Origin of the sequence: Amycolatopsis sp. YIM 10, from assembly GCF_009429145.1 — a bacterium.
Classification (GTDB): Bacteria; Actinomycetota; Actinomycetes; order Mycobacteriales; family Pseudonocardiaceae; genus Amycolatopsis.
Genome location: NZ_CP045480.1, coordinates 122,735 through 143,948, shown reverse-complemented (window position 1 = coordinate 143,948; position 21,214 = coordinate 122,735). Strand labels below are relative to the sequence as shown.

Below are 21,214 nucleotides of genomic sequence, written 5' to 3'. Positions count from 1 at the left end.
TCCCTCGATCAAGCGGGCAAGTGGGCTTGCCGAGGATCATCCTCCTGACGGGGGAGTTGTGCAGGCCACACGATCAGGGGAATGGAGTAACCGTAAGTAGAATTGTTACTTCCGGTGGCGACCGCGGCCGGTGCGCACCTTTTCCTCCGCCTGGCCGAACCGCGCCACCGCCCGGTCCCGCATGAAGCCCAGCGGATCCGGCGCGTGCAGGCGCAGCATCACCGCGTTGAGGTCGTCCGGCACCCGGTGCGCGGTCGCCTTGCTGACCACCATGGTGGCGATGAAGGCGGCGGGCACGGTGAACAACGCGGGCTGCACGGCGAACCACGGCGCCCAGCCGCCGGTGTAACCGCTGACGATGTTGATCGCGAGCGCGCCGAGCACCAGCGTGCCGCCGACCACCATGCCGGCCAGCGCCCCGGTCCAGGTCAGCTTCCGCCACCAGACGCCGAGCAGCAGCATCGGGCTGAAGGTGGACGCGGCCAGCGCGAAGGTCATGCCAACGCTCAGCGACAGGTCGTCCTGGCGCAGGGCCAGCGCGATGCCCAGCGGGGCCAGCGCGACCAGCACCGCGGCGAGCCGGAAGTCGCGGACACGACCGGGGAGCACGTCGGTGGACAGCACCCCGGCCACGCTGACCAGCAGGCCCGACGCGGTGGACAGGAAGGCGGCGAAGGCACCGGCGGCGGTGACCGCGCCGAGGATCTGCCCGCCGAGCCCGCCCAGCATCGCCGACGGCAGCATCAGCACCGCCGCGTCGGTCCGCCCGGTGACCAGCAGCTCCGGCACGTACAACCGGGACAGCGCGCCGAGCAGCGCCGGGAACAGGTAGAACAGGCCGAGCAGCAGCAGCACGTGCACGGTGGTCCGGCGCGCGGCCTTGCCGTCCGGATTGGTGTAGAAGCGGACCAGCACGTGCGGCAGGCCCATGGTGCCGAGAAAGGTGGCGAACATCAGCGAGTACGTGCTGAGCAGGTCGGTCACGTCGTCGGAGGCGGGCAGCAGCCAGGTCGCGTTGTCGGTCACCGCCCCGGCCACCACCGGCACCGGCGACCCGGCCGGGAAGCGCAGCTTGGTGCCTTCGCCGACCTCGGGCTGGACCTCCGGCGACCAGAACACCACGCCGTCCGAGCGCATGCCGTCCACCACGCCGTCGGCGTAGAGCACGGTCGGCACGGCGACCTCCAGCTTGACCGGGGTCTGCACGTCGACGGTGGTTTCCTCGGTGAACACCGGCGGGGCCGGCGTGCCCAGCGAACCCGCCGTCGGCCCGGCACCGCCGCCGATGAACACCACGCACAGCACGAACGTGGGCGCGGCGATGGCAAAGAGCTTGAGCCAGTACTGGAACGCCTGGACCACGGTGATCGCGCGCATGCCACCGGCGATCACGTTGATGGTCACCACCACGGTCACCACCACCGCACCGACCCAGGCCGGCGTGCCGAGAATGGTGGTCAGCCCGAGTCCGGCGCCCTGCAACTGCGGGACCATGTAGAGAATGCCGATGAACACCACAAAAGCGGTGGAGAACCGGCGCAGCGCCATCGAACCGAGCCGGGCTTCGAGAAAGTCCGGCAGCGTGTAGGCGCCGGACCGCCGCAGCGGCGCGGCGACGAAGAGCATCAGCGCCAGGTAACCGGCGGTGAACCCGATCGGGAACCAGAGCCCGTCGGCGCCCTCCTTGAGCACGATGCCCGCGACCCCGAGGAACGAGGCCGCCGACAGGTACTCACCGGAGATCGCGGCCGCGTTGCGCCGGGACCGCACGGTCCGGCGGGCGACCAGGAAGTCGTGCGTGCTGCTGGCGAACCGCGAAGACCGGTGGCCGAGGTAGAACGTGACCATGCCGACCAGCACGATGCCGGTCAGCGCCCACGGGTTCAGCTGCACTCGAAGATCCTCGCACGTGAGGCGTGGAAGTCAGTTCTCGATCATGTCGACGAAGGCCCGCTCGTGGCGTTCGGCCAGCCGGTTGTACCACAGCCCCACGCCCAGCAGCAGGGGGAACGGCGCCACTCCGAGCAGCAGCCACGCCACCGGCACGCCGATGACCCGCAGCCCGGCGAACCCGGGCGAGAGGAAGAAGGCCAGCGGCAGCGCGCCGAGCAGCACCACCACCAGCAGCCCGAGCAGCAGGCCGGTGCGCAGCTGCGCCTTGACCAGGTCCTTGATCAGCAGCTCGCCCCAGCTGGTCTGTTCCTCCAGCTCGACGCGGGCACGCAGGGCGTTCGACTGCTTCGGCCCGGACAGCACCACGCGCTGGCGGCGTGGCCGCGCGTGGTGCTCCGGCTCGTGTGCCTCCTCCGGCAGCGAACCGGACGGCACCGGCTCGGTCTTGGAGGTGGGCAGCGGCTCGACCTGCGGACGGCGACCCAGGTTCTTGCCAAGCGTCGGGTCGGGCTCGCGCACCCCGCCGATCTGGCGGTACGGGTCCCCACCGAGGGTCATGGCTAGCTGTTCCGGGAGGAGCCGACCAGCCGATCCTTCAGCTCACGGGTGTGCCTGCGGCTCACCGGCAGCAGCTTCTCCTCGTTGCCGATGACCACCTGGTACCCGCCCTGGCCCATCCGCAGCTCGGTGATCAGCTGCAGCGCGACCAGGTAGGACCGGTGGATCCGGACGAAGCCCGCCTTCTCCCACCGCTCCTCGAGCTGGGCCAGCGGGATCCGGACCAGGTGGCTGCCGTCGGTGGTGAACAGCCGCGCGTAGTCGCCCTGCGCCTCGACCCAGCGCACGTTGGCACGCGGGATGAGCTTGGTGTTGCCCGCCAGCTCGACCGCGATCACCTCGTCGTCGGTCTTCACCGGCTCCTGACCGGGCGGGGCCGCGGGCGCCGGCGCGGCCTGCAACGACTGCAGCACGCGCTTGATCGCCTTGTCGAGGCGTTCCTGCTTGCACGGCTTGAGCACGTAGTCGACCGCGCCGAGGTCGAAGGCGTTCACCGCCTCTTCGGGGTGGCCGGTGACAAAAACCAGCACCGGGGCCGGGTTCAGCGTGGCGAACACCCTGGACATCTCCATGCCGGACAGGCCGGGCATGTTGAGGTCGGCGAACACCGCGTCCACCGGGGCCAGGCCGCGGTCCTTGCGGTAGCGCACCTCGGCGTCGTCGGAGGCGAGCAGGCGCAGTGCGTCGGTGGCGTCGGTGCAGGTGAAGATCCGCCGGATGTGCGGATTGTTCTCCAGGCAGTGGGCGAGTTCGGACAGCCCGTGCGGTTCGTCGTCGACGGCCAGCACCAGCAGACCCGGAGCGTCTTCTTGAGTACTCACAGTGACAAGCATCCTGCCTAGTGAAAGTGGCGATGTCCAGCCTCAGTTATAGGCGACGTGGGGGCGGAATGTCTGCTCCCCCACGTCGCCGATTGGTCACGGTGCGAAGGTGAACCAGTTGACGTTGACGAAGTCCGACGGCTGCCCGCTGCGGAAGCTCAGGTAGACGTCGTGGGTGCCGGTGACCCCGCTGATGTTCGCCGGGATCGTCTGCCAGCTCTGCCAGCCGCCGGTGTTGCCCACCGAGAACGACCCGATCGGCGGATTCGACGGGCTGTCCAGCCGCACTTCGACCAGCCCGCTAATCCCCGATCCGGCGCCGGAGGCCACGCGTGCCTTGAACTGGGTGGCCGTCCGCGAGCCGAACTGGATGCCGTTGTACCTGGCCCAGTCCCCGTTCGCCGCGGTGGCCACGTTCTGGCCGCCGCCCGAGTCGGTGGTGGTCTGCGTGCTCAGGCCGGACTGCTGCTGGTAGTTCTCCGCCTGGATGGTGCCGAAGGCGTCGGTGCCGCCGGGATTGCCGGGATCGCTGCCACCACCGCGGGTCCACGCCGCCACGTAGTCGACCACCATCGGGCGGCCGGGCACGGTGGCCGCGGTCGGCGTGCCGATGCCGGCCACCCCGTTCGGGAAGGCACCGCCCATGGCCACGTTCAGGATGATGAAGTACCCGGCGTGGCTGGTCATGTTGTTCCACGTGGTCGCGTCCAGCTGGTTCTGGCTGACCTGGTGGAACTGCTGGCCGTCGACGTACCACCGCAGCTGGTTCGGGCTGGTGCTGCGGTCCCATTCGAAGCCGTAGGTGTGGAACCCGGACTGGCAGGTGGACCCGGGGCAGGCGCGGCTGGCGCCGATGCCGTTGTTCTCGTTGCACGGCCCACCGGGCGCGGTGCCGCAGTGCAGCACACCCCAGACGGAGTTGATGCCGTTGACGTTCTCCATGATGTCGAACTCGCCGATACCCGGCCAGTTCCACCAGTTGCCGCGATACGGCGAGCCGAGCATCCAGAACGCCGGCCAGTAGCCCAGTGCGGCGTCACCGGTGACGTTCGGCATCTGCAACCGGCTTTCGACGCGCAGCACGCCGTTCTCCGGTGCCTTGAAGTCCTGCTTGTTGGTCTCGATCCGGGCCGAGGTCCAGTTACCGGCGCCGTCGCGCAACGGTGTGATGCGCAGGTTGCCGCCACCGTCGAGGCTGACGTTGGCGGGATTGTTCGTGTGCGCGGCGATCTCGCCGGTGCCCCAGTTCGCGGGACCGCCGGGATAACCGTGGCCGAGGCTGAACCGCCAGTTGTTGCCGTTGGGCAGGGTGCCGGCGGCACCGTCGAAGTCGTCGGCCCAGACCTGGGTCCAGCCGGCGGGCGGGGGCGGCACGGCGGCGGTGGCCTGCTGGGTCAACGGCACCGTGACCAGTGCGGCCCCGGTCAGTGCGAGTGCGGCGAGGAGCCTGCGGGGTTTTCGGGGGTTTCGGGGAGGGGGAACGGGCATGGGGGTGACCTCCTTGTCAACCCGTACCAGTGGGGAGAGTGGTTTTGTTGTGGCCAACAACAAAGACAGGGTTAAAGAAACCCCAGCTCCCGGCCCGGTGTCTGTAGCCCGTTCAGGTAGAAAAGGGATTTAGAGGCCGAAGCGGGCCCACGCCGCCTTCGTGCTGACCGCGTCCAGCACGGCCGAAGCGGCGGCAGGCGCGCCGAGGCCGAGCTTCGCCAGGAGCGGCTTCTTCGGCTCGGCGATGGCGATCTCGGCGTCCGGGTAGCGCTCGGCGAGCACCTCGCGCAGGTTGCCGACGCCGTCGATCAGGCCCAGTTCGACCGCCTTCGTGCCCAGCCAGACGTCACCGGTGAACAGCTCGCCGCCGCCCTTGAGCCGCTCGCCGCGACGCTCCTTCACCCAGTTCACGAACAGCTCGTGCAGCTGCGTGTGGAGCTTCTTCAGCCACTCGACGTCCTCGGGCTTCTCCGGGCTGAACGGGTCGAGGCGCGACTTGTTCTCTCCCGCGGTGTGCAGGCGGCGCTCCACGCCGAAGCGCTCCAGCAGCTCGGCGAAGCCGAAGCCACCGCTGATCACGCCGATCGAGCCGACCAGCGAGGTGCGGTGCGCGAAGATCTCGTCGGCCGCGCAGGCCAGCCAGTAACCACCCGAAGCGGCAACGTCCTCGGCGAAAGCCAGCACCGGGACGCCCTTCTTGTCCGCGAGCTGCCGGATCCGCTCGGCGACCAGGCCGGACTGGGTGGGCGCGCCACCCGGCGAGTTGATCAGCAGCGCGACCGCCTTGAGCCGGTCGTGGTCGAAGGCGCGGGTCAGCGCGGTCTCCAGGGCGGACAGGTTGATCGCGCCCCGGCTCAGCGGCGAGGCCTGCGGAGTGATCACCCCGTGCAGCTTCACCACGGAGACCACGTCCTTGCGCTCGCCGCGGTCGGCGAGGCCGGGGATCCGGGAGGTCAGCTTGTCCGTCACGCTCATGCCGCCACCCTACCGGCGGTCGGCGGTGGGCCGTCCTCCGTCGCGTGACGTGGGCGGACGGTGCCGCGCGGCGTGGCTGCGACCCCGCTGCGGCTGCACCACCGGCTGGTGCACGACCGCGGCGGGCACCGAGTCGGCGGCGGGCTCGCGGTCCTGCGGGGACTCGGTGTACTCCGGCACGGTGGCCCGCACGCCACGCGCGTACTTCGGCACCCGCAGCGTCACCTTCATGCCCGCGCCCGGCGCGGTCTCCACGGTCAGCGCGTACTCGTCACCGAAGAGCTGGCGCATGCGCTGGTTGATGTTGCCGAGGCCGACGTGCGCGCCGGTCTGGTGCGAGTCGTGCAGCTCGGACAGCCGCGCCGGGTCCATGCCGACCCCGTCGTCCTCCACACTGATCAGCGCCTCGTTGCCGTGGTCCTGGGCGATCACGGTGACCGTGCCGCCGTTCGGCTTGTTCCACAGCCCGTGCTTGACCGCGTTCTCCACCAGCGGCTGGATGATCAGGAACGGCACCACCACCGAGAGCACCTCCGGCGCGATCTTCAGCCGGACGTTGAGCTTGCCGGCGAACCGCGCGCTCTCGATGGTCAGGTAGCGGTCGATGTTGCGCAGCTCCTCGGCGAGCGAGGTGAACATGCCGGAACTCCGGAAGATGTAGCGGGTGAAGTCGGCGAACTCCTGCAGCAGCTCGCGCGCCTCCTCCGGATCGGTGCGGATCAGCGAGGAGATGGTGTTCAGCGCGTTGTAGACGAAGTGCGGTGAGATCTGCGCCCGCAGCGCCTTGACCTCGGCCTGCTGCAGCTGGAGCTTGGAGTCCTCCAGCCGCGCCAGCTCGAACTGGGTGCGGACGAACTGCGAGACCGCGTCGGCCATCTCGACCAGCCGCTTGCCGCGGGTCCGGCCGACCACGATCAGCACCGCCTGGGTCTGCTCCTCGACGATCAGCGGCACGATCACCGCGGTGCGCATCAGGCAGTTGCCGCGGTGGTTGCACGGCAGCTTCTCGTGCCCGACCACCTCGCGCCGATGCCGCCGGATGGTCACCGCGATCGAGTCGCGCAGGTCGTCGTAGTGCTCGTTGGCCTCGCCGTCCCAGGACAGCAGCGTGCCGTCGGCGTCGGTGATGCCGACCGCCACGCACTTGAGCGTCTCCAGCATCTGCGTGGTGATCCGGTCGGCGGAGTTCTCGTCGAGCCCGCGGCGCAGGTCCGGGGTCGCCTTGGACATCCGGCGGACGGCCTCGAGCACGGCGTCGTCGACGAAGCTCGCCGGACGGCGGCTCCGGACGAGCACGACGATCAGCAGGATCACCGCGACGGCCGCGACGCTCCACGGGATGATCTGCGCGAGAGGCAACCCGGACACGGCGTTTATGCTCTGCGCTCCGGCATCCGGGTGCAAGGGGCTTTCCTCCACTTTCTGTGCATGATCAGCAACACGTTGCTACCCATTGTTACACCGGTGGGGTACGCCCCATCGCTGACCTGGTAGTTCTCCGGCTGGCGCGGTCTGGAGCGGTAACCGCCCCGGCGGCACGCTCGGTGCATGACAAACCGATCACGGAACCTACTGGTGGGCGCACTGGTCGCCGGACCGGTCCCGGCGGGCGCGAACCCGGTCACCGCGGCGGCGGACCCGGTTCACTCTGCGTTGAGTTCCAGTGTCACGAACGGGTTCCCCGGTGCGCTCTGCCCTCAGCTACTTGAGCAGGCGCGACAGCCGCCTGTCGGCCAGTGGCTTGCCGCCGGTCTGGCAGGTCGGGCAGTACTGGAAAGCCTTGTCCGCGAAGGAGATCTCGCGCACGGTGTCCCCGCAGACCGGGCACGGCAGCCCGGCGCGGGCGTGCACCCGCAGCCCGGAGCGCTTCTCCCCCTTCAACCGCGCGGCGGCCTGGCCGACCGAGCGCTCCACGGCGTCGGTGAGCACGCCGGAGATCGCCCCGGACAGCCTGTCCAGCGCGTCGTCGGAGAGCTTGCCGGTGGTGGCGTACGGCGAGAGCTTCGCGGTGTGCAGGATCTCGTCGGAGTAGGCGTTGCCGATGCCGGCGATCAGGGACTGGTCGGTGAGCGCCGTCTTCAGCCGCTCGGTCCGGCCCTTGAACAGCTCGGCGAGCTTGGTCCGGTCCACGGTCAGCGCGTCCGGGCCGAGCCGGGCGATGCTCGGGATCTCGGTGGGATCGCGGGTGATCCACACCGCGAGCCCCTTCTTCGTGCCCGCCTCGGTCAGGTCGAACCCGGGACCGGACAGGTGCACCCGCAGCGCCAGCGGGCCCTTGCCGGGCTTGGGCGGAGTCGGCGAGAGCGAGTCCGACCAGCGCAGCCAGCCCGCCCTGGCCAGGTGCGTGACCAGGTGGATGCCGTCGCAGTCGAGATCGAGGTGCTTGCCGAACCGCCCGGCGTCGGTGACCTCGCGGCCGTACAGCTCGGTCCACGCCGGGCTGACCGTCTTCAGCACCGTCATCGAGGCCACGTCCACCCGGCTGACCACCCGCCCGACGGCGAACTCGCGCAGGTGGTGCGCCAGCGCTTCGACCTCGGGCAGTTCGGGCATGACCTACTCCACCGGGTGCAGGGGCCCGTCGAAATCGGGCAGGGAGTGCTTCTGGATGGTCTTGGCGATCCGGCTCATCTCACCGCGCACGGTGAACATGCCGCGCACCGTGCCCACCCAGCGCTCCGACGGGCGCTCACCGGTGGCGTCGCCCTCGGTCTCGGCGACCACGGTCCACGGACGGCGCAGGATCCAGCGCAGCGGGAAGAAGATGATGATCAGCAGCAGCGCCAGCAGCACCCAGGTGGGCACCACCACGTCCTCGGGCGTCCACACCACCAGGATCACCGCGAGCACCACGGTGACAAAAAGCATCGCGATGCCGGGCGCGTGGCTGCCTGCCACGTCGTGCTCGAAATCGTCCGCGGTGGCCGGTGGGCGCCACTCCAACTGGCTCCGGAGAACCCATTCACGACCGTCGGCACCATGTACCAGGCGGTTCATCCACAGCCTCCAGGCGAGCAGCGCGGTATGAGCCCGACCACGGTACCGCGAGCCGCTCGTCCGGCGCGAGATCGGAAAGTCACCCGGTGGTAGCTCAGGGTGTCGATGCGGTCACGTCACCGCTGGTACCGGTCGGCTCCTCGGTCTGCTCGGTGGCATCACCGCTGCTCGTGGGCTTGATGCTGCTCGTCGGCGCGGGTACTTCGGAGGTGGCGGGCTCCGAAGTGTCCGGACTGGTTTCGGTGGTGCTCAGCGTCTCGTCCGGGTCCGGGTACGGCTCCACGTCGTCGCGCGGGGAGTTGCTCTCGTCCGGGTTGTTCGGATCGGTCACCATCGGCTCGTCACCGGGGTCCGCTGTGCCCGGCAGGTCGCGTTCACCGGGCAGCACCACACCACCGGCCGAACCGTCCGGCAGCGCGGGCAGCTCACCCGGCCCCGGCTGGTGCTGCGGCGGCAGCGGCTGGCCAGGCAGCGGCGACGCCTCGTTGTGCAGGGAGCCGGTGGCGATCACCGGCGGCCGCGGCGAGCCCGGTGGCGGCACCACCGCGGGTTCGGCGGCGATCAGCTCCTGCCCGGCGAGGCCCGGCAGGCCGAGGCGGAACGGCTGCGCCGTCTCGTCCACCATCGGGCCGACCGCGACCCCGACCACTCCGGCCGCCGCCGTCGAGGCCAGTGCCATGCCGACCTTCATCTTCGAGCCGACCAGCAGTCCCTTGAGCCCGGCCAGCAGCCCGCCCGCCTGAAGTCCCTCGAGGGTGAGCGCGGAAGCGGGCAGCAACAGCACGATCACCCCGGAATGGGCCCGCAGCGAGGAGCAGACCTCCCGCAACTCGTCCGCGGTCGCCCGGCAGGAGGCGCAGCCGAGCAGGTGCGCCTGGATGCGGCGGGCCTCGGTGCCGGTGACGCTGCCCGCGGTGTAGCCGCCGAGCTTCTCGATCACCGCGCGGCAGCCGTCCGCGCCGCGGTGCACCGACAGGTGGGCTTGCAGGTAGGCGGCGCGCAGTCCCTGGCGGGCGCGGCGGGCCAGCGCCGCCGTCGCGTTCGCGCTCAGGCCGAAGTGGGGAGCCACCACCGCGGGCTGCTCACCCTCCACTTCGGTCTGCCACAGCACGGTGCGCCAGCGCTCCGGGAGGCTGGTGAAGGCGCGGGTGATCAGCGTGTGCTCGGCGGTGCGGGCGTGCGCGTCGGCACCGGCGCCGGCCCGGTGGGTCAGCTCGTCCTCGGAGACCGGCACGTCGCGGCGGGCGCCATGCCATTCCCAGGACACGCGACGGGCGACGGTCAGCAGGTAGGCGCGCACGTTGTCGCGCGGACCGGAGCCGCGGCGCAGGGCCTGGAGCACGCGGAAGAAGGTCTCCGCGGTGATGTCCTCGGCCTCGGAGCGGTCCGAGGCGAGCCCCAGCGCCAGCCGCCGGACGGCGGCCGCGTGCAGCTCGAACAGCTCGCCGAAGGCCGCGTCCTCGCCGTCGCGCAGGCGCTGCAGGAGCGCGGGCTCCCCGCTGAGCGGAGGCGGCGCCGTACTCTGCTCGGTCATCCAGCCAGGCACCTCCCCGCCAAACGCTAACCCGTTCGGTTGAATGTGGACACCATACGGAGCGAACTCGTGGCCGTCACCCCTCGTGCGCCAAGGGTAACCAAAGAGCCACAGTTCGGGTGGGTAAAAGTGCCCCCTCCGGAGTGGTCCCTTCCGGGCCGCTGTATAGTTTGCACCGCACCGGCGGAGATCGCCGGATATGCGGACGTAGCGCAGCTGGTAGCGCATCACCTTGCCAAGGTGAGGGTCGCGGGTTCGAGTCCCGTCGTCCGCTCCAGATCTTTCGGAGTGTTTGTTCGGCGGGATTCTCCCGCCTTCCCCCTGGGCGATCGTCGCCCGTTTTGTGGGGCCGAGCCCTACACCCCGGCCGGGGGCTGCCCCCGGACCCCCGTCGTGGTTCTCGTCTTTTCCTGGCGGCTCACCTATAGCGGCGGCTTGGCCATCGCGGCGGCTTGGCCATTGCCGGGGCTCGGCTATCTCGAGGGCTCGGCTATCTCGAGGGCTCGACTATTGCCGGCAGCTCGCCTATCGCTGGGAACTCGCCATCTCTGGTCGGCGCACCTGTCGCCGGGCTCGCTCCAGTCCCAGCGCCTCGCCCATCCCGGCGCCTGGTGGCTCAACCAATCACTGGTGGCGCACCTGAGAGGGCGAGCGGGGTGGTGGGTTGATCACTGTTTGTGGTGTATGTCGGGTTTTCTCGGGCGGGGGAGCGGCCGAATGGGGGCAGGCGACGGGGACGGGTATCACTGGTGGTGCCCGGCGGGAGCTTGGTCTAGTCCAATTGTGTCGTGGTCTAGACCATGGTGACGGTGGTCACCTAGACTCGGTGGACCCAGCTCCCCCGTTTTCGCTTCGCTTATCCCCCAAGGAGTAAGCATGGCCAAGAAAATCCTGGGCAGAATCGCCGCGGTCGCGGCCGGCTGCATCGCCCTGCCGGTGGTGCTCGCCGGTGTGGCGCAGGGCCACGGCTACACCACCAACGCCCCGAGCCGCGCGTACCACTGCAAGACCGGGGCGGTCACCAACTGCGGCCCGATCCAGTGGGAACCGCAGAGCGTCGAGGGGCCGAAGGGCTTCCCGGCGGCCGGTCCCGCCAACGGCAAGATCTGCGCCGGTGGGCTCGGGCAGTTCGCCCAGCTCGACGACCCGCGCGGCGGCAGCTGGCCGGCCAAGCAGGTGAGCAGCGGGTCGAACCTGACCTTCAGCTGGACCCTCACCGCGGCGCACGCCACCACGTCGTTCCGCTACTTCATCACCAAGAACGGCTGGAACCCGAGCGCGCCGCTGACCCGCGACCAGCTGGAGAGCCAGCCGTTCTACTCGGTGCCGTTCGGCGGCCAGCGCCCCGGCTGGACCGTCACGCACACCGGCAAGCTGCCCGCCAAGTCCGGCAGGCACCTGATCCTCGCCGTGTGGGACATCGCCGACACCGGCAACGCGTTCTACCAGTGCGCGGACGTGCAGTTCTAGTTCGAGTCTCCGGGGCGGATCGGCCTGCCTCCCCTGCAGCGGCCGGTCCGTCCCGGGTTTCAGAATTCCGCGTAGACGTCCTCGTCGACCACCGTCGGCACCACCGGCGAGAGGAACGGGTCGGCGCATTCGGTGACCTGGCCGCGCACCATCCGGTACACGCGGAACTCGTTGCCGTGCGCGAAGTCCTCGTCGTCGTGGACGTGCAGCAGGCCGTACGAGGCCGGCGCCAGCTCCCCGACCCGGATGAACAGGTGCAGCAGCGAGGCCCCCACCGTGCTCGGCCGCTTCAGCACTCCGCCGAGGTGCAGCACCGGCACACCGTTGGCGTAGCGCAGGTCCACCAGCTGGGCGTTGCCGAACTCACGCACCACCCGGCCCACGCGTTCGACCGCGCGTTCCAGCAGCCCGTCCGGTTCGTCGCCGTCCGCACTGACCTGGATCGTCACCCACCCGTGGTATTCGAACATGTCAAGAGCCTAATTCCAGCGGTTATGCGGGCTCCTTGAAGGGGTCGTGCTCGGCCAGCAGCTTGTCCAGCCGCGCCTGGTCGACCCGGCTCACCAGGTAGCTGTTCTCCTGTCGGTCGCGAACCACCTTGGCGAGGGTGAAGGCGGAGGTGACCGCGTAGAGCATGGCGATGCCGAGGAACGCCCTGATCCACGGATCGACCGGCAGGAACGCCACCCCGAGCCCGACCGCGAACACCGCCGCGCCGAACGAGATGGCCGCCTGAGCGAAGAAGGCCCCCGTGGTGGGGGACGAGGAATTCACCGGTTTGCCCATAGCCGCCAACGGTCCGCCAAACCAGCGCCCGTGTCTTGAGTACGGCTACTCAACCCCAGGTCACGACTCGGTTCCCGGACCCGGGCGGTGCCCAGCCGCCCGGGTCCGGTCCTTCGCGAGAAAGGCCTTCCCGCCTACGCGACCGGCTCCCAGAGGGTGAGGAAGGCGGCTGCCTCACTGCGGATCCAGTGGTCCAGCCGGTCCCGGTCCCGCCTGCCCAGCGTGTATGCCTTCGACCGGCGGACATCGAGGACCAGGGGCTCGCCACCATGGGGAAGGAGGTCTTTCATCCTCAGCTCCATCAGGCGCAGCGCCAGGTGCGCGGCATCCCTGCTCAGCGGCTCCTCCTTGAAGTACAGGTGCACGGCATGGTCCTGCCCGGCCGCCGAGCGCAGGCCGAACTGTGGGGTGATGCCGACCTCCAGCGCCCCGCAGCGCCAGCGGGCACGGCCGACGTTCAGCACCGCCGGTTTCCGGCGACCCAGGTAGCGCAGCCAGCCATCGGCCACGGCGCGGTAGTGCGGCGCCGAGCGCGGCGTGGCGTTCGCGACCAGGATGTCCATCGCGGCGGCGTCCATGTCCGCCTCCCGGCCGGTGCGGATCGCCGCCGCGGCCCGCCGGTAGAAGTCGAAGCCCGACGGCTCCGGGTTGTCGTACATCCGCCGTTGCCGCCGCACCAGCGTGGCGCGCTTGGCGCCCGCACTGCTGCTGCAACTGACGAAGGTGGGCAAGGTTACATAGGCCACAGCGCCCTCCAGCTCTCCCGCGCGACTCCTCCAAGTATAGAACATATGTTCGAAAAATGCCCCTCTATCTGGGGATTTACCGCGTTCGAACGGCTGATCGGCCACCGAGGACAGCACGCGCGCCGCCGGTCATGCCGACGTTCGGCGGTTGTCCGGGTTTCGCCCGGTTTCATAAGGTTCGGCCAACGCTGGGGAAACATCCGACCGATGGGGGCACTGATGGCTGGGATTCGACGTCGTGACGTGATGACGGGCGCGGTCGCGCTCGCCGGCGCCGCGGCCATCGGGCTGAACCCCGCGACCGCCGCGGCGGCGGGCAGGCAGCGCCCCGGCGCGGCCGCCAAGCCGGACCTGGCCTTCGGCGACTACCCGGTGGTCGCCAGGGTCCGGGCGCAGCGCGCGCTCGAACACCTCAAGGTGCTGAGCGACGACATCGGCCCGCGCATCGCCGGGACCGCCGGTGAACTGAAGGCCCGCGACCACATCGCCAGCACGCTGCGGAAGCTGCGCTACCAGGTGACCGTGCAGCCGTTCCCGGTCGCGGACAAGTTCCTCGGGCAGATCCGGATCGGCGGCGAGACCTGGCAGACGGGTTCGTCCCCGCAGGGCGCGCAGAACGCCACCTTCTCCGGCGAAGTGGTCGACGTCGGCAGCGGCGCGGCGGAGAGCTTCCCCGCCGACGTGACCGGCAAGATCGTCTTCTACGCGGGCGTCACCAACAACGCCACCGCCTACCAGCTCGCCGCCGAGCGCGGCGCGGCCGCGGTGCTGATCGGGCGTCTGAGCGCGACCGCCGACCGCAAGCTGTCTGCGTTCTCCCCGACCATTCCGACCCCGGTGCAGATCCCGGTGCTCGGGCTGGCCCAGGTGCAGGCGGAGAAGCTGCGCGACCGGCTCAAGTCCGGCAACGCCCAGCTCGAGCTGTCATCGGACCACTACACGAACCTGACCTCGTACAACGTGATCGCCGAGCGCCCGGCCACCGTGCCGAGCGCGGACCAGGGCGTGGTCATGGTCAGCGCGCACTACGACAGCGTGCCCGGCTCCCCCGGCGCGAACGACGACGGCAGCGGCACCGTGCTGTGCCTGGAACTCGCCCGCGTGCTGCGCTACCTGCCCACGCGCAAGGCGGTGCGCTTCGCGCTGTGGGGTTCCGAGGAGTACGGCCTGATCGGCAGCCGGTACTACGTCAACAACCTGCCCGACGCCGAGGCGAAGCGGATCGCCGGGTGCTTCCAGAACGACATGGTCGCCACCAGCTACGACCCGGCGACGGTCTACTGGCTGCTCTCGGTGGACGGCGCCGACAACGCGGTCACCCAGGCCGTCGGCGCGGCGGCGGAACGCCTCGGCTACGACCCGCGCGTGCAGGGCCCGGTGGCCCGCGGCTCCAGCGACCACGTGCCGTTCTTCGAGCGGGGCATCGCCTCGGGCAACTTCAGCTGGCGCGGGGAGTCGGGCCCGGCCGCGCTGGAACCGACCTACCACACGCCGGAGGACACCATCGCCGACAACGTCAGCCTGGAGCGGCTGCAGGTGTCGCTGGAACTCATCGGCGCCGCCGCCTACGACCTGCTCCGGCGGGAGTGAACGGTCAGCTCTGGGCGCCGAGGCCGGTCGGGCAGGAGACACCCGTGCCGCCGAGGCCGCAGTAGCCGTTCGGAACCTTGTGCAGGTATTGCTGGTGGTAGTCCTCGGCGTAGTAGAACTCGCCCAGCGGGGCGACTTCGGTGGTGATCGCGCCGTGGCCCGCCGCGGTCAGGGCGGACTGGAAGGTCGCGCGCGACGCCTCGATTTCGGCGCGCTGCGCGTCGTTCGTGTAGTAGGCCGCCGAGCGGTACTGCGTGCCGACGTCGTTGCCCTGGCGCATGCCCTGCGTCGGGTCGTGGCCCTCCCAGAAGACCTTCAGCAGCTGCTCGTACGAAACCTGGGCCGGGTCGAACACCACCAGCACCACTTCGGCGTGCCCGGTCAGGCCGCTGCACACCTCTTCGTACGTCGGGTTCGGGGTCTCGCCGCCCGCGTAGCCGACGGCGGTCGAGTACACGCCGGACGTCTGCCAGAACAACCGCTCGGCGCCCCAGAAGCAGCCGAGGCCGAACACCGCGGTGCGCAGCCCGGCGGGAAACGGCGGCTTGATCCGGCGATCGGTGAACACCGCGTGGAATTCGGGGGTGACCAGGGGTTCGGTGCGGCCGGGAAGCGACATGTGACCACTGTACGCACCCCGGCTGGGCCACTCGCGGAGCTGATCACGCACCATGAGAGCCACCATGGGTAACCGGGGAGGCAAACGCAGCGTGGTCGTCACGGCCGCGCTCCTCGTGGTACTCGCGATCCCGCCGACGGCCGCCTGGCTGGCGTGGGGCAGCGGCGCGAACCCCGACCGGGACGTCCAGCCGATCGAACTGGCCGACCCCGAACCACGCCGTCCGGGTCCGCCGCCGCTGCCGCTGGTCACGCCGCCCGGCGACCTGCTGATCGACCGCGCGAGCCAGCTCTCGTCACTGGTCTCCTACCAGCTGTTCAGTCCGGAGGAACTCGAAGAGCTGGTGGCCACCGGAGTGGCCGTGGCGCATCTGCGGATGACCCGCGAGAACGGGGTGAACCTGCTGCTCAGCCGGTTCACCTCGCGCGACGACGCCGAGCCGGAGGTGACCAAGGAGGCGCTCGACGGGATCTACGCCGCCGGTGGCCACCGGCGCGTCGAACCGGCACCGGCCGGGGTGACCGTCCGCCGGTTCACCGAAGCGCCCGACGCCCCGACCGTCTCCTACCACGCGCACTACGTCCGCGGCCGCGATGTGCTGCGCATCGACGCCAGCGGCGAAGGCGGGCTGGTCGGCGAGAAGATCGACCAGGCTTTCGGCGCCCTGCTCGGCGAGCAGACCAAGGCCTTTCCCGCCGGGGAGCCGCGATGAGGACCCCGGTGACCCTGCTGTCCGCGAGCGCGGCCGTGCTGACCGCGTACGGCTATCTCTTCGGGCAGTGGGCCGACCTGCACGATCAGCGGTTCGGCCTGCTCGACGTGACCAGGGAGTGGATCGCCCGGCCGCTCGGGCTCGGCGAGGACTTCGGGCCGCTCGGGCTGATGCTGCTGCTGGTCGCCGCCGGATACGCCGCGGCGGCCGGACGCGCACTCGGTGAGCTGTACCCGCTGGCCGCGCTGGTGGTGATCGCGCACCTGCTGCCGCCGACCGCCGGGCTGGTGCCGCTCGGCTGGGTGGCGGTGCTCGCGCTCATCGGCTTCCTGCTGGCCAGGGGCACCGCCCTGCTGCCGGCCCGCTACCGCTGGACCGGTCAGCTGGCGCAGCTGGTGCTCGCGCTGAACGCCGTGGCGCTCGCGGACTTCGTGCCCGACCTGTCCGCCGCGGCCGCCTTCTTCCCGCTCTTCGTGGCCGGTCAGCTGCTGCACACCAACCGGGCCGGGCTGCTGCCCGCCTGGGCCTGCGGCCTGCTGATCGCCGCCGCGCTGGCGGTGGTCGCGATCGCCGACCGGGTGGTGCCGGAACTGGACGGCTGGTGGTACCCGCTGGCCGCGACCTACGCCATGCTGCTCGGCGCGGTCGCCTTCCTGCTGGCCGGGCCCACCGCGGACCGGATCGCGGCGAACCCGGTGGTGCGCTGGCTCGCGGAGCGGGTGTGGTGGCTCATCCCGCTCTACGCCGCCGTCGGCCACCCGCTGGCCGACCTGCTCCCCCACCCGGCCGGGATCCTGGTCGCCGTCGCGGGGGTCGGGCTGCTCGCCGAGGGCTGTCACCGGGCGTCCCGGCTGCTGACCCAGCGCACCAAGGAGGCGGTGTGACCCAGACCGCCGAACGACCCGCCCCGGCCGACGCGCCCGCACGCGGTTCGCACTACATGCACGGGCTCGACGTGCTGCGCGTGATCTGCTCGGTCGCGGTGCTCTACAACCACGTCGCGGGCTGGGCGAAGATGCGCGGCGCCGGCGAGTTCTGGATCGCGGACCTGATCGAGGGCGGCGTGGTCGACTCGCTGCACCTCAACGAACTGCTCGGTTTTGTCGGCGTCGGCACGTTCCTGGTGATCAGCGGCGTGGTGGTGACGCACGTCAGCACCCGCGAGACGCCGGGGCAGTTCCTCGCGCGCCGGGCGGTCCGGCTGTTCCCGGCGCTCTGGGTGGCGATCCTGCTGGCCTGGGTGCTGGCGCTGACCGGCGTGCTCGGCGTGAACCACCCGCCGGACTTCGGCGACCTGCTGCTGAACCTCGGCCTGCTCAACTACAGCGTCGCGGACGCGTCCACGCTGCTGGCGGTCACCTGGACGCTGACCGTGCAGGTGGTCTTCTACCTGCTCGCGGCGGCGACCATCCCGCTGCTGAAGCGGTGGCCGTGGCTGCCGCCCGCCATCGCCGCGGCACTGGTCTCGGTGCTCATTTCGTTCACCAACAACCCCACCGAAGGCGGCCCGGCGAGCCTGCGGATCATCGCCTCGTTCCTGCCGGTGCTGTTCCTCGGCCAGCTGGTGATGCTGGTGCGCGGCAAGCGGCTCGCCCCGCTGCCCGCGATCGCGCTCGGCCTGGTGCACCTGTGGCTGGCCGCCCGCGCGGCGGCCACCTGGAGCGGTACCCCGGACGGCCCGGCCTACGTCCGCACGCTGGTGCTGATCCTGCTGCTCCTGCTGTTGTGCACCAGGGCGAACGGCCGGATCGCGCGCTCGCGGGTGATCAAGGTGCTGGCGGACCGCACCTACGCGGTCTACCTGCTGCACTTCGCGGTGGTTCTGGGCGCACTGAACCTGCTCGCCGATCCGCTGGGCTTCTGGCCCGCGCTCGGCATCGGCCTTACTGTGCTGGCCATCACAACGGAACTGCTGCACCGGTTCGTCGAGCGCCCCCTGGCGCGGGGTTTCCGCCGCTGGGAGGCCCGGCGGGCCGAGCGCAAGCGAGAATTCACCCGATCCAGCGACCGGTAACCTGCCGATAGGGCACACTGGTCCCGCTGAACAGACCGACCATGGAGCATGCGATGGGCTGGCAGGAAGAGCTGCGGCTGCTCGACGCCAAGCTGGCCGACGGCAGTCTGACACCGGCCCAGCACCGCAAGATGCGCGACGAGCTGCTGGCCGCCGCTTCGGGCGGGGGGTCGACCTCTCCGGTGGCCGCGCCGCGGCGCGAGTCGAACGATCCGGCGATGCAGGAGACCGCCGTGCTGCCCCGGATCCCGGTGGCCGGTCAGCCGATGCCGGCCGGCCAGGCCAAGCCGCCGCCGCACGCGGTGTCCGGTGGGCGGCCCGCGCCGAAGGTGGTGGAGAACCGGCCGACGCTGCCGCTGGGCAACCAGGAACCGAAGCAGCCGCCGAACGCGGCCGCGTTGCTGTCCGGTGAGCGGCCGACCACCGCGCCGAGCCCGGCCGACCAGCGGGCCACCGAGTCGATGGCCGTGCCGCCGCGCGGGCTGGCCCGCGGGCGCAGCGTGCTCTCCCCGGTCGCGGCCCACCAGCCGACCAGGCCCTACGCCACCGAAGCGCAGCGCAGTTGGACCACGCCGCCGCCGCAGTATGACTACGACCAGGAGGACCACGGCCCGCGCCGCAACGGCTCGACCTGGCTGTTCCTCGCGGTCGGGGTGCTGCTCGCCGGTGGGCTGCTGGCCGGTGGCGTGTGGTTGCTGTCGAAGGACGAGCCCGCGAGCAACGCGGCGGCCCCGCCGCCCGCGGCGTCGGCGCCCGCGCAGTCGAGCCAGCTGCCCCCGCCGCCCGCCGACCTGCCGCTGGAGCAGCGCCTGCCCGAGCTGCCGGGCACGCAGAACGCGAACAACTCGACGATGTCCGTCGACAAGGGCACCGAGCTGAAGCTGTACGCGCCGGAGACGGCGAACATGTTCAAGCAGAACGGCGCCAGCGAGGTGGTCTACCGGTCCAGCTCCGACGGCACCGACGGGTACCTGGTGATGGTGGTGCCCGCGGGCTCGCCGGAAGGCGCCAAGAACATCGCCGAGCAGTTGCGCAAGGCCGCGTCGGAGACCGGGTTCACCCAGCTCAACCTCGGGCTGCCGCCGGGAAAGAGCGCGCTGGCCGGGTCGAACACGGTCGGCCGGATGAACGCGACCTGGTACACCTCGGAGAACCTCGCCGTCGCGGTCTGGGTTTCGCAGGGCTTCGACAAGCAGCAGTTCGCGCTGGGTGAGCGGCTCAAGGGCACGCTGGCCAAGGTCGAGACCGCGCTGCCGCCCAGCTGATCAGGGCGTCTGCCCCGGCCGAAGCCGGTCACCACAGAAGCCGCGCAGGTCGGCCCGGCGGTCGTGATTGACCTGGTTGGTAACGACTTCGGCGTAGTCGCGGGCTTCCTGGAGCTTCGCCATCGACGGCACGGCGTCCTTGCGCACCCAGTCGCCCCTCGGTCCGCCTTCGAAGAGCGGGTAGTAGTCGCGGTCGAGGCGGGCGTCGGCGGTGATGCCGCTGATCTGCGACCACGGTTCGTGCGAGTGCACGAAGGTCGGCTTCACCTCGTCGAACAGGTAGTCCCGCAGCGCGCCGTGCTCACCGGCCCCGGCGAGGTCGGCAATGCGCGCGTGGGTCAGGCCGACCAGGTCGACCACGCGCAGCCTGCTGGTCAGCGCGGTTCCGCCGACGTCGGGCACGAGCAGCGTGCCGTCGCGGATGCCGAGCACGTCGGCGTACCCGTTGAACACGCGGCCGTACCGGTCGGCGACCAGGCACGCGGGCACGATCGGCGCCTCGACGTGCTTCCTGGTCGACTCGGCGAAGGCGGCCACGGTGGGCAGCGCGGCGAGCACCACCACCGCGATCACCGCCAGCCGCCGGAGCCCGCGCGTGAAGGCCGTCGCCTCCGCGAAGACAAAAACCACGAGCAGCGCGGCGATCGGCCAGAACGGCGTGGCGAACCGGAGTTCGCCGCCAGGTTCCGGGCCGAGCACGCAGAACACCACCGCCGCCAGACCGAGGAACAACAGCAGCACGCTCAGCGCGTCCCGCCGCGCCGACCCCTTCGCCAGCAGCACCCCGACCCCGGCCGCCAGCACCAGCGAAAGCCACGCCCCGGCATACGCCAGCAGGTCACCGGCGAGCGCGAAGGTCTCCAACCCGGGGAAGTCCTGTCCCTTCGCGACCGCGGTGTTCGGCACCAGCCGGTCGAACCGCAGGTACCGCCAGACCAGGTAACCGCCGTACGGCACGGCGAACACCAGCACCGACACCGCTCCGGCACGCAACGCCTCCGGCCACCGGTACCGGCGCGCGAACATCAGCAGCGCCAGCGGGTACGCGATCACGTACAGCGCGCCGTCCGGCCGGGTCAGCGCGGCCAGTGCGGCGAGCAGTCCGGCGGCCACCGCGATCGAGATGCGGGCGAGGTCGTTGCCCGGCAGCGTGCGCAGGATGACCGCCGCCAGCCAGCTGACCGACAGTGCGTAAAGCGAGTTCTCCAGGCCGGACACCACCCACATCACGTAGGACGGGATGAGTGCGAGCAGTGCGCCGGCGCCGAAGGTGAGCAGCGCGGGCCGCTTGGTGAACCCCTTCGCCGCGAAGTACAGCGCGGCGAGCACACCGGCGGTGGCGAGCAGCCCGAGCAGTTTCGGGTAGAGCACGTAGTCAGGAATGCCGAACAGGACGCCGGTGTCGAAAAGGCCGAGAAGTTTCCCGAGGACCAGTATGAGCAGCCAGGACGGGTTGGAGAAGCCTTCGGCCGCGTCGCCGCCGGGCTGCAGCACCGGGCCGGCGCCGTCGGCGATGTTCCGCGCGTAGGCGAAGGTGATCGCCGCGTCGTCGATGAGCCAGCCACCGTAGAGCAGGCCGTGCGCGGCGACCAAGACCGTGCCGCCGCAGATCGCGGCCCCGCAACTCCACCCACCGAAAACGGTCAAGTCGAGGTCCTCCCCCTCCCGGCCCGAATACACTCGCTTATCAACCGCCGAACGCTCGGCATTACGCGCTGGTTGTCACCCGAAGGAAGTCCGGCCCGA

General features: G+C 70.6%; 20 protein-coding genes and 1 tRNA gene. 7 read left to right on the top strand and 14 right to left on the bottom strand.

Annotated elements, in window-relative coordinates; all coding sequences use genetic code 11:
* Positions 1–105 precede the first annotated feature (105 nt).
* From YIM_RS00685 to YIM_RS00645, 9 genes are all read right to left on the bottom strand, one after another.
* Complete coding sequence (locus tag YIM_RS00685) at positions 106–1,893, bottom strand: cation acetate symporter (protein ID WP_153028486.1); 1,788 nt, start codon at positions 1,891–1,893, stop codon at positions 106–108.
* 30 nt (positions 1,894–1,923) lie between these two features.
* Complete coding sequence (locus YIM_RS00680) at positions 1,924–2,451, bottom strand: hypothetical protein (protein WP_153028485.1); 528 nt, start codon at positions 2,449–2,451, stop codon at positions 1,924–1,926.
* A 2-nt stretch (positions 2,452–2,453) separates the two neighbouring features.
* On the bottom strand, positions 2,454–3,284 hold the full coding sequence (locus tag YIM_RS00675) for a LytTR family DNA-binding domain-containing protein (RefSeq protein ID WP_194239998.1): 831 nt from the start codon (positions 3,282–3,284) through the stop codon (positions 2,454–2,456).
* Positions 3,285–3,368: 84 nt separating this feature from the next.
* Positions 3,369–4,760 carry a glycoside hydrolase family 16 protein gene (locus YIM_RS00670; RefSeq protein ID WP_153028484.1) on the bottom strand — a complete coding sequence of 464 codons (1,392 nt, stop codon included), beginning with the start codon at positions 4,758–4,760 and terminating at the stop codon, positions 3,369–3,371.
* Between the two features lie 129 nt (positions 4,761–4,889).
* A complete protein-coding gene (locus YIM_RS00665) occupies positions 4,890–5,735 on the bottom strand; it encodes a S49 family peptidase (RefSeq protein ID WP_153028483.1) in 846 nt (281 codons plus the stop codon).
* A 9-nt stretch (positions 5,736–5,744) separates the two neighbouring features.
* On the bottom strand, positions 5,745–7,112 hold the full coding sequence (locus YIM_RS00660) for a sensor histidine kinase (RefSeq protein ID WP_153036686.1): 1,368 nt from the start codon (positions 7,110–7,112) through the stop codon (positions 5,745–5,747).
* 324 nt (positions 7,113–7,436) lie between these two features.
* Positions 7,437–8,288: a DNA-formamidopyrimidine glycosylase family protein gene (locus YIM_RS00655; protein ID WP_153028482.1), complete on the bottom strand. Its 852-nt coding sequence runs from the start codon at positions 8,286–8,288 to the stop codon at positions 7,437–7,439.
* A 3-nt stretch (positions 8,289–8,291) separates the two neighbouring features.
* Positions 8,292–8,732, bottom strand: coding sequence for a DUF983 domain-containing protein (locus YIM_RS00650; protein WP_153028481.1), 441 nt, complete (start codon positions 8,730–8,732; stop codon positions 8,292–8,294).
* A 94-nt stretch (positions 8,733–8,826) separates the two neighbouring features.
* A complete protein-coding gene (locus YIM_RS00645; protein ID WP_194239997.1) occupies positions 8,827–10,266 on the bottom strand; it encodes a sigma-70 family RNA polymerase sigma factor in 1,440 nt (479 codons plus the stop codon).
* Positions 10,267–10,467: 201 nt separating this feature from the next.
* Between YIM_RS00645 and YIM_RS00640 the strand changes: the two genes are divergently transcribed.
* Both YIM_RS00640 and YIM_RS00635 read left to right on the top strand, forming a co-directional pair.
* Positions 10,468–10,543: transfer RNA gene (locus YIM_RS00640), tRNA-Gly, on the top strand.
* Positions 10,544–11,142: 599 nt separating this feature from the next.
* Entirely contained in the window at positions 11,143–11,736 is a 594-nt protein-coding gene (locus YIM_RS00635; protein WP_153028479.1) for a lytic polysaccharide monooxygenase, read from the top strand.
* A gap of 59 nt (positions 11,737–11,795) precedes the next feature.
* Here YIM_RS00635 and YIM_RS00630 read toward each other — a convergent pair whose 3' ends face one another.
* The 3 genes from YIM_RS00630 to YIM_RS00620 form a co-directional block, all read right to left on the bottom strand.
* The gene (locus YIM_RS00630) at positions 11,796–12,206 is read right to left on the bottom strand and encodes an Imm7 family immunity protein (RefSeq protein WP_153028478.1); all 411 of its coding nucleotides are present in this window, start codon (positions 12,204–12,206) and stop codon (positions 11,796–11,798) included.
* Positions 12,207–12,228: 22 nt separating this feature from the next.
* Positions 12,229–12,522, bottom strand: coding sequence for a YiaA/YiaB family inner membrane protein (locus YIM_RS00625; protein ID WP_153028477.1), 294 nt, complete (start codon positions 12,520–12,522; stop codon positions 12,229–12,231).
* 134 nt (positions 12,523–12,656) lie between these two features.
* Positions 12,657–13,268, bottom strand: a complete 612-nt coding sequence (locus YIM_RS00620; RefSeq protein ID WP_153028476.1) for a hypothetical protein — start codon at positions 13,266–13,268, stop codon at positions 12,657–12,659.
* Positions 13,269–13,487: 219 nt separating this feature from the next.
* Between YIM_RS00620 and YIM_RS00615 the strand changes: the two genes are divergently transcribed.
* A complete protein-coding gene (locus YIM_RS00615) occupies positions 13,488–14,858 on the top strand; it encodes a M28 family peptidase (protein WP_153028475.1) in 1,371 nt (456 codons plus the stop codon).
* 4 nt (positions 14,859–14,862) lie between these two features.
* Here the strand turns inward: YIM_RS00615 and msrA are convergent, their stop codons facing one another.
* On the bottom strand, positions 14,863–15,477 hold the full coding sequence (gene msrA / locus YIM_RS00610) for a peptide-methionine (S)-S-oxide reductase MsrA (protein ID WP_153028474.1): 615 nt from the start codon (positions 15,475–15,477) through the stop codon (positions 14,863–14,865).
* 64 nt (positions 15,478–15,541) lie between these two features.
* Here msrA and YIM_RS00605 point away from each other — a divergent pair, with 64 nt between their 5' ends.
* The 4 genes from YIM_RS00605 to YIM_RS00590 are packed head-to-tail and all read left to right on the top strand — an operon-like array spanning position 15,542 to position 19,468.
* Complete coding sequence (locus tag YIM_RS00605) at positions 15,542–16,189, top strand: hypothetical protein (RefSeq protein ID WP_153028473.1); 648 nt, start codon at positions 15,542–15,544, stop codon at positions 16,187–16,189.
* A complete protein-coding gene (locus YIM_RS00600; protein ID WP_153028472.1) occupies positions 16,186–17,073 on the top strand; it encodes a hypothetical protein in 888 nt (295 codons plus the stop codon). The genes YIM_RS00605 and YIM_RS00600 overlap by 4 nt, the downstream gene beginning before the upstream one ends.
* Positions 17,070–18,203 carry an acyltransferase gene (locus YIM_RS00595; RefSeq protein ID WP_153028471.1) on the top strand — a complete coding sequence of 378 codons (1,134 nt, stop codon included), beginning with the start codon at positions 17,070–17,072 and terminating at the stop codon, positions 18,201–18,203. The genes YIM_RS00600 and YIM_RS00595 overlap by 4 nt, the downstream gene beginning before the upstream one ends.
* A 53-nt stretch (positions 18,204–18,256) precedes the next feature.
* Positions 18,257–19,468 carry a hypothetical protein gene (locus tag YIM_RS00590; protein ID WP_153028470.1) on the top strand — a complete coding sequence of 404 codons (1,212 nt, stop codon included), beginning with the start codon at positions 18,257–18,259 and terminating at the stop codon, positions 19,466–19,468.
* Here YIM_RS00590 and YIM_RS00585 read toward each other — a convergent pair whose 3' ends face one another.
* The gene (locus tag YIM_RS00585) at positions 19,469–21,115 is read right to left on the bottom strand and encodes a hypothetical protein (RefSeq protein ID WP_153028469.1); all 1,647 of its coding nucleotides are present in this window, start codon (positions 21,113–21,115) and stop codon (positions 19,469–19,471) included.
* Between the last annotated feature and the right edge of the window lie 99 nt (positions 21,116–21,214).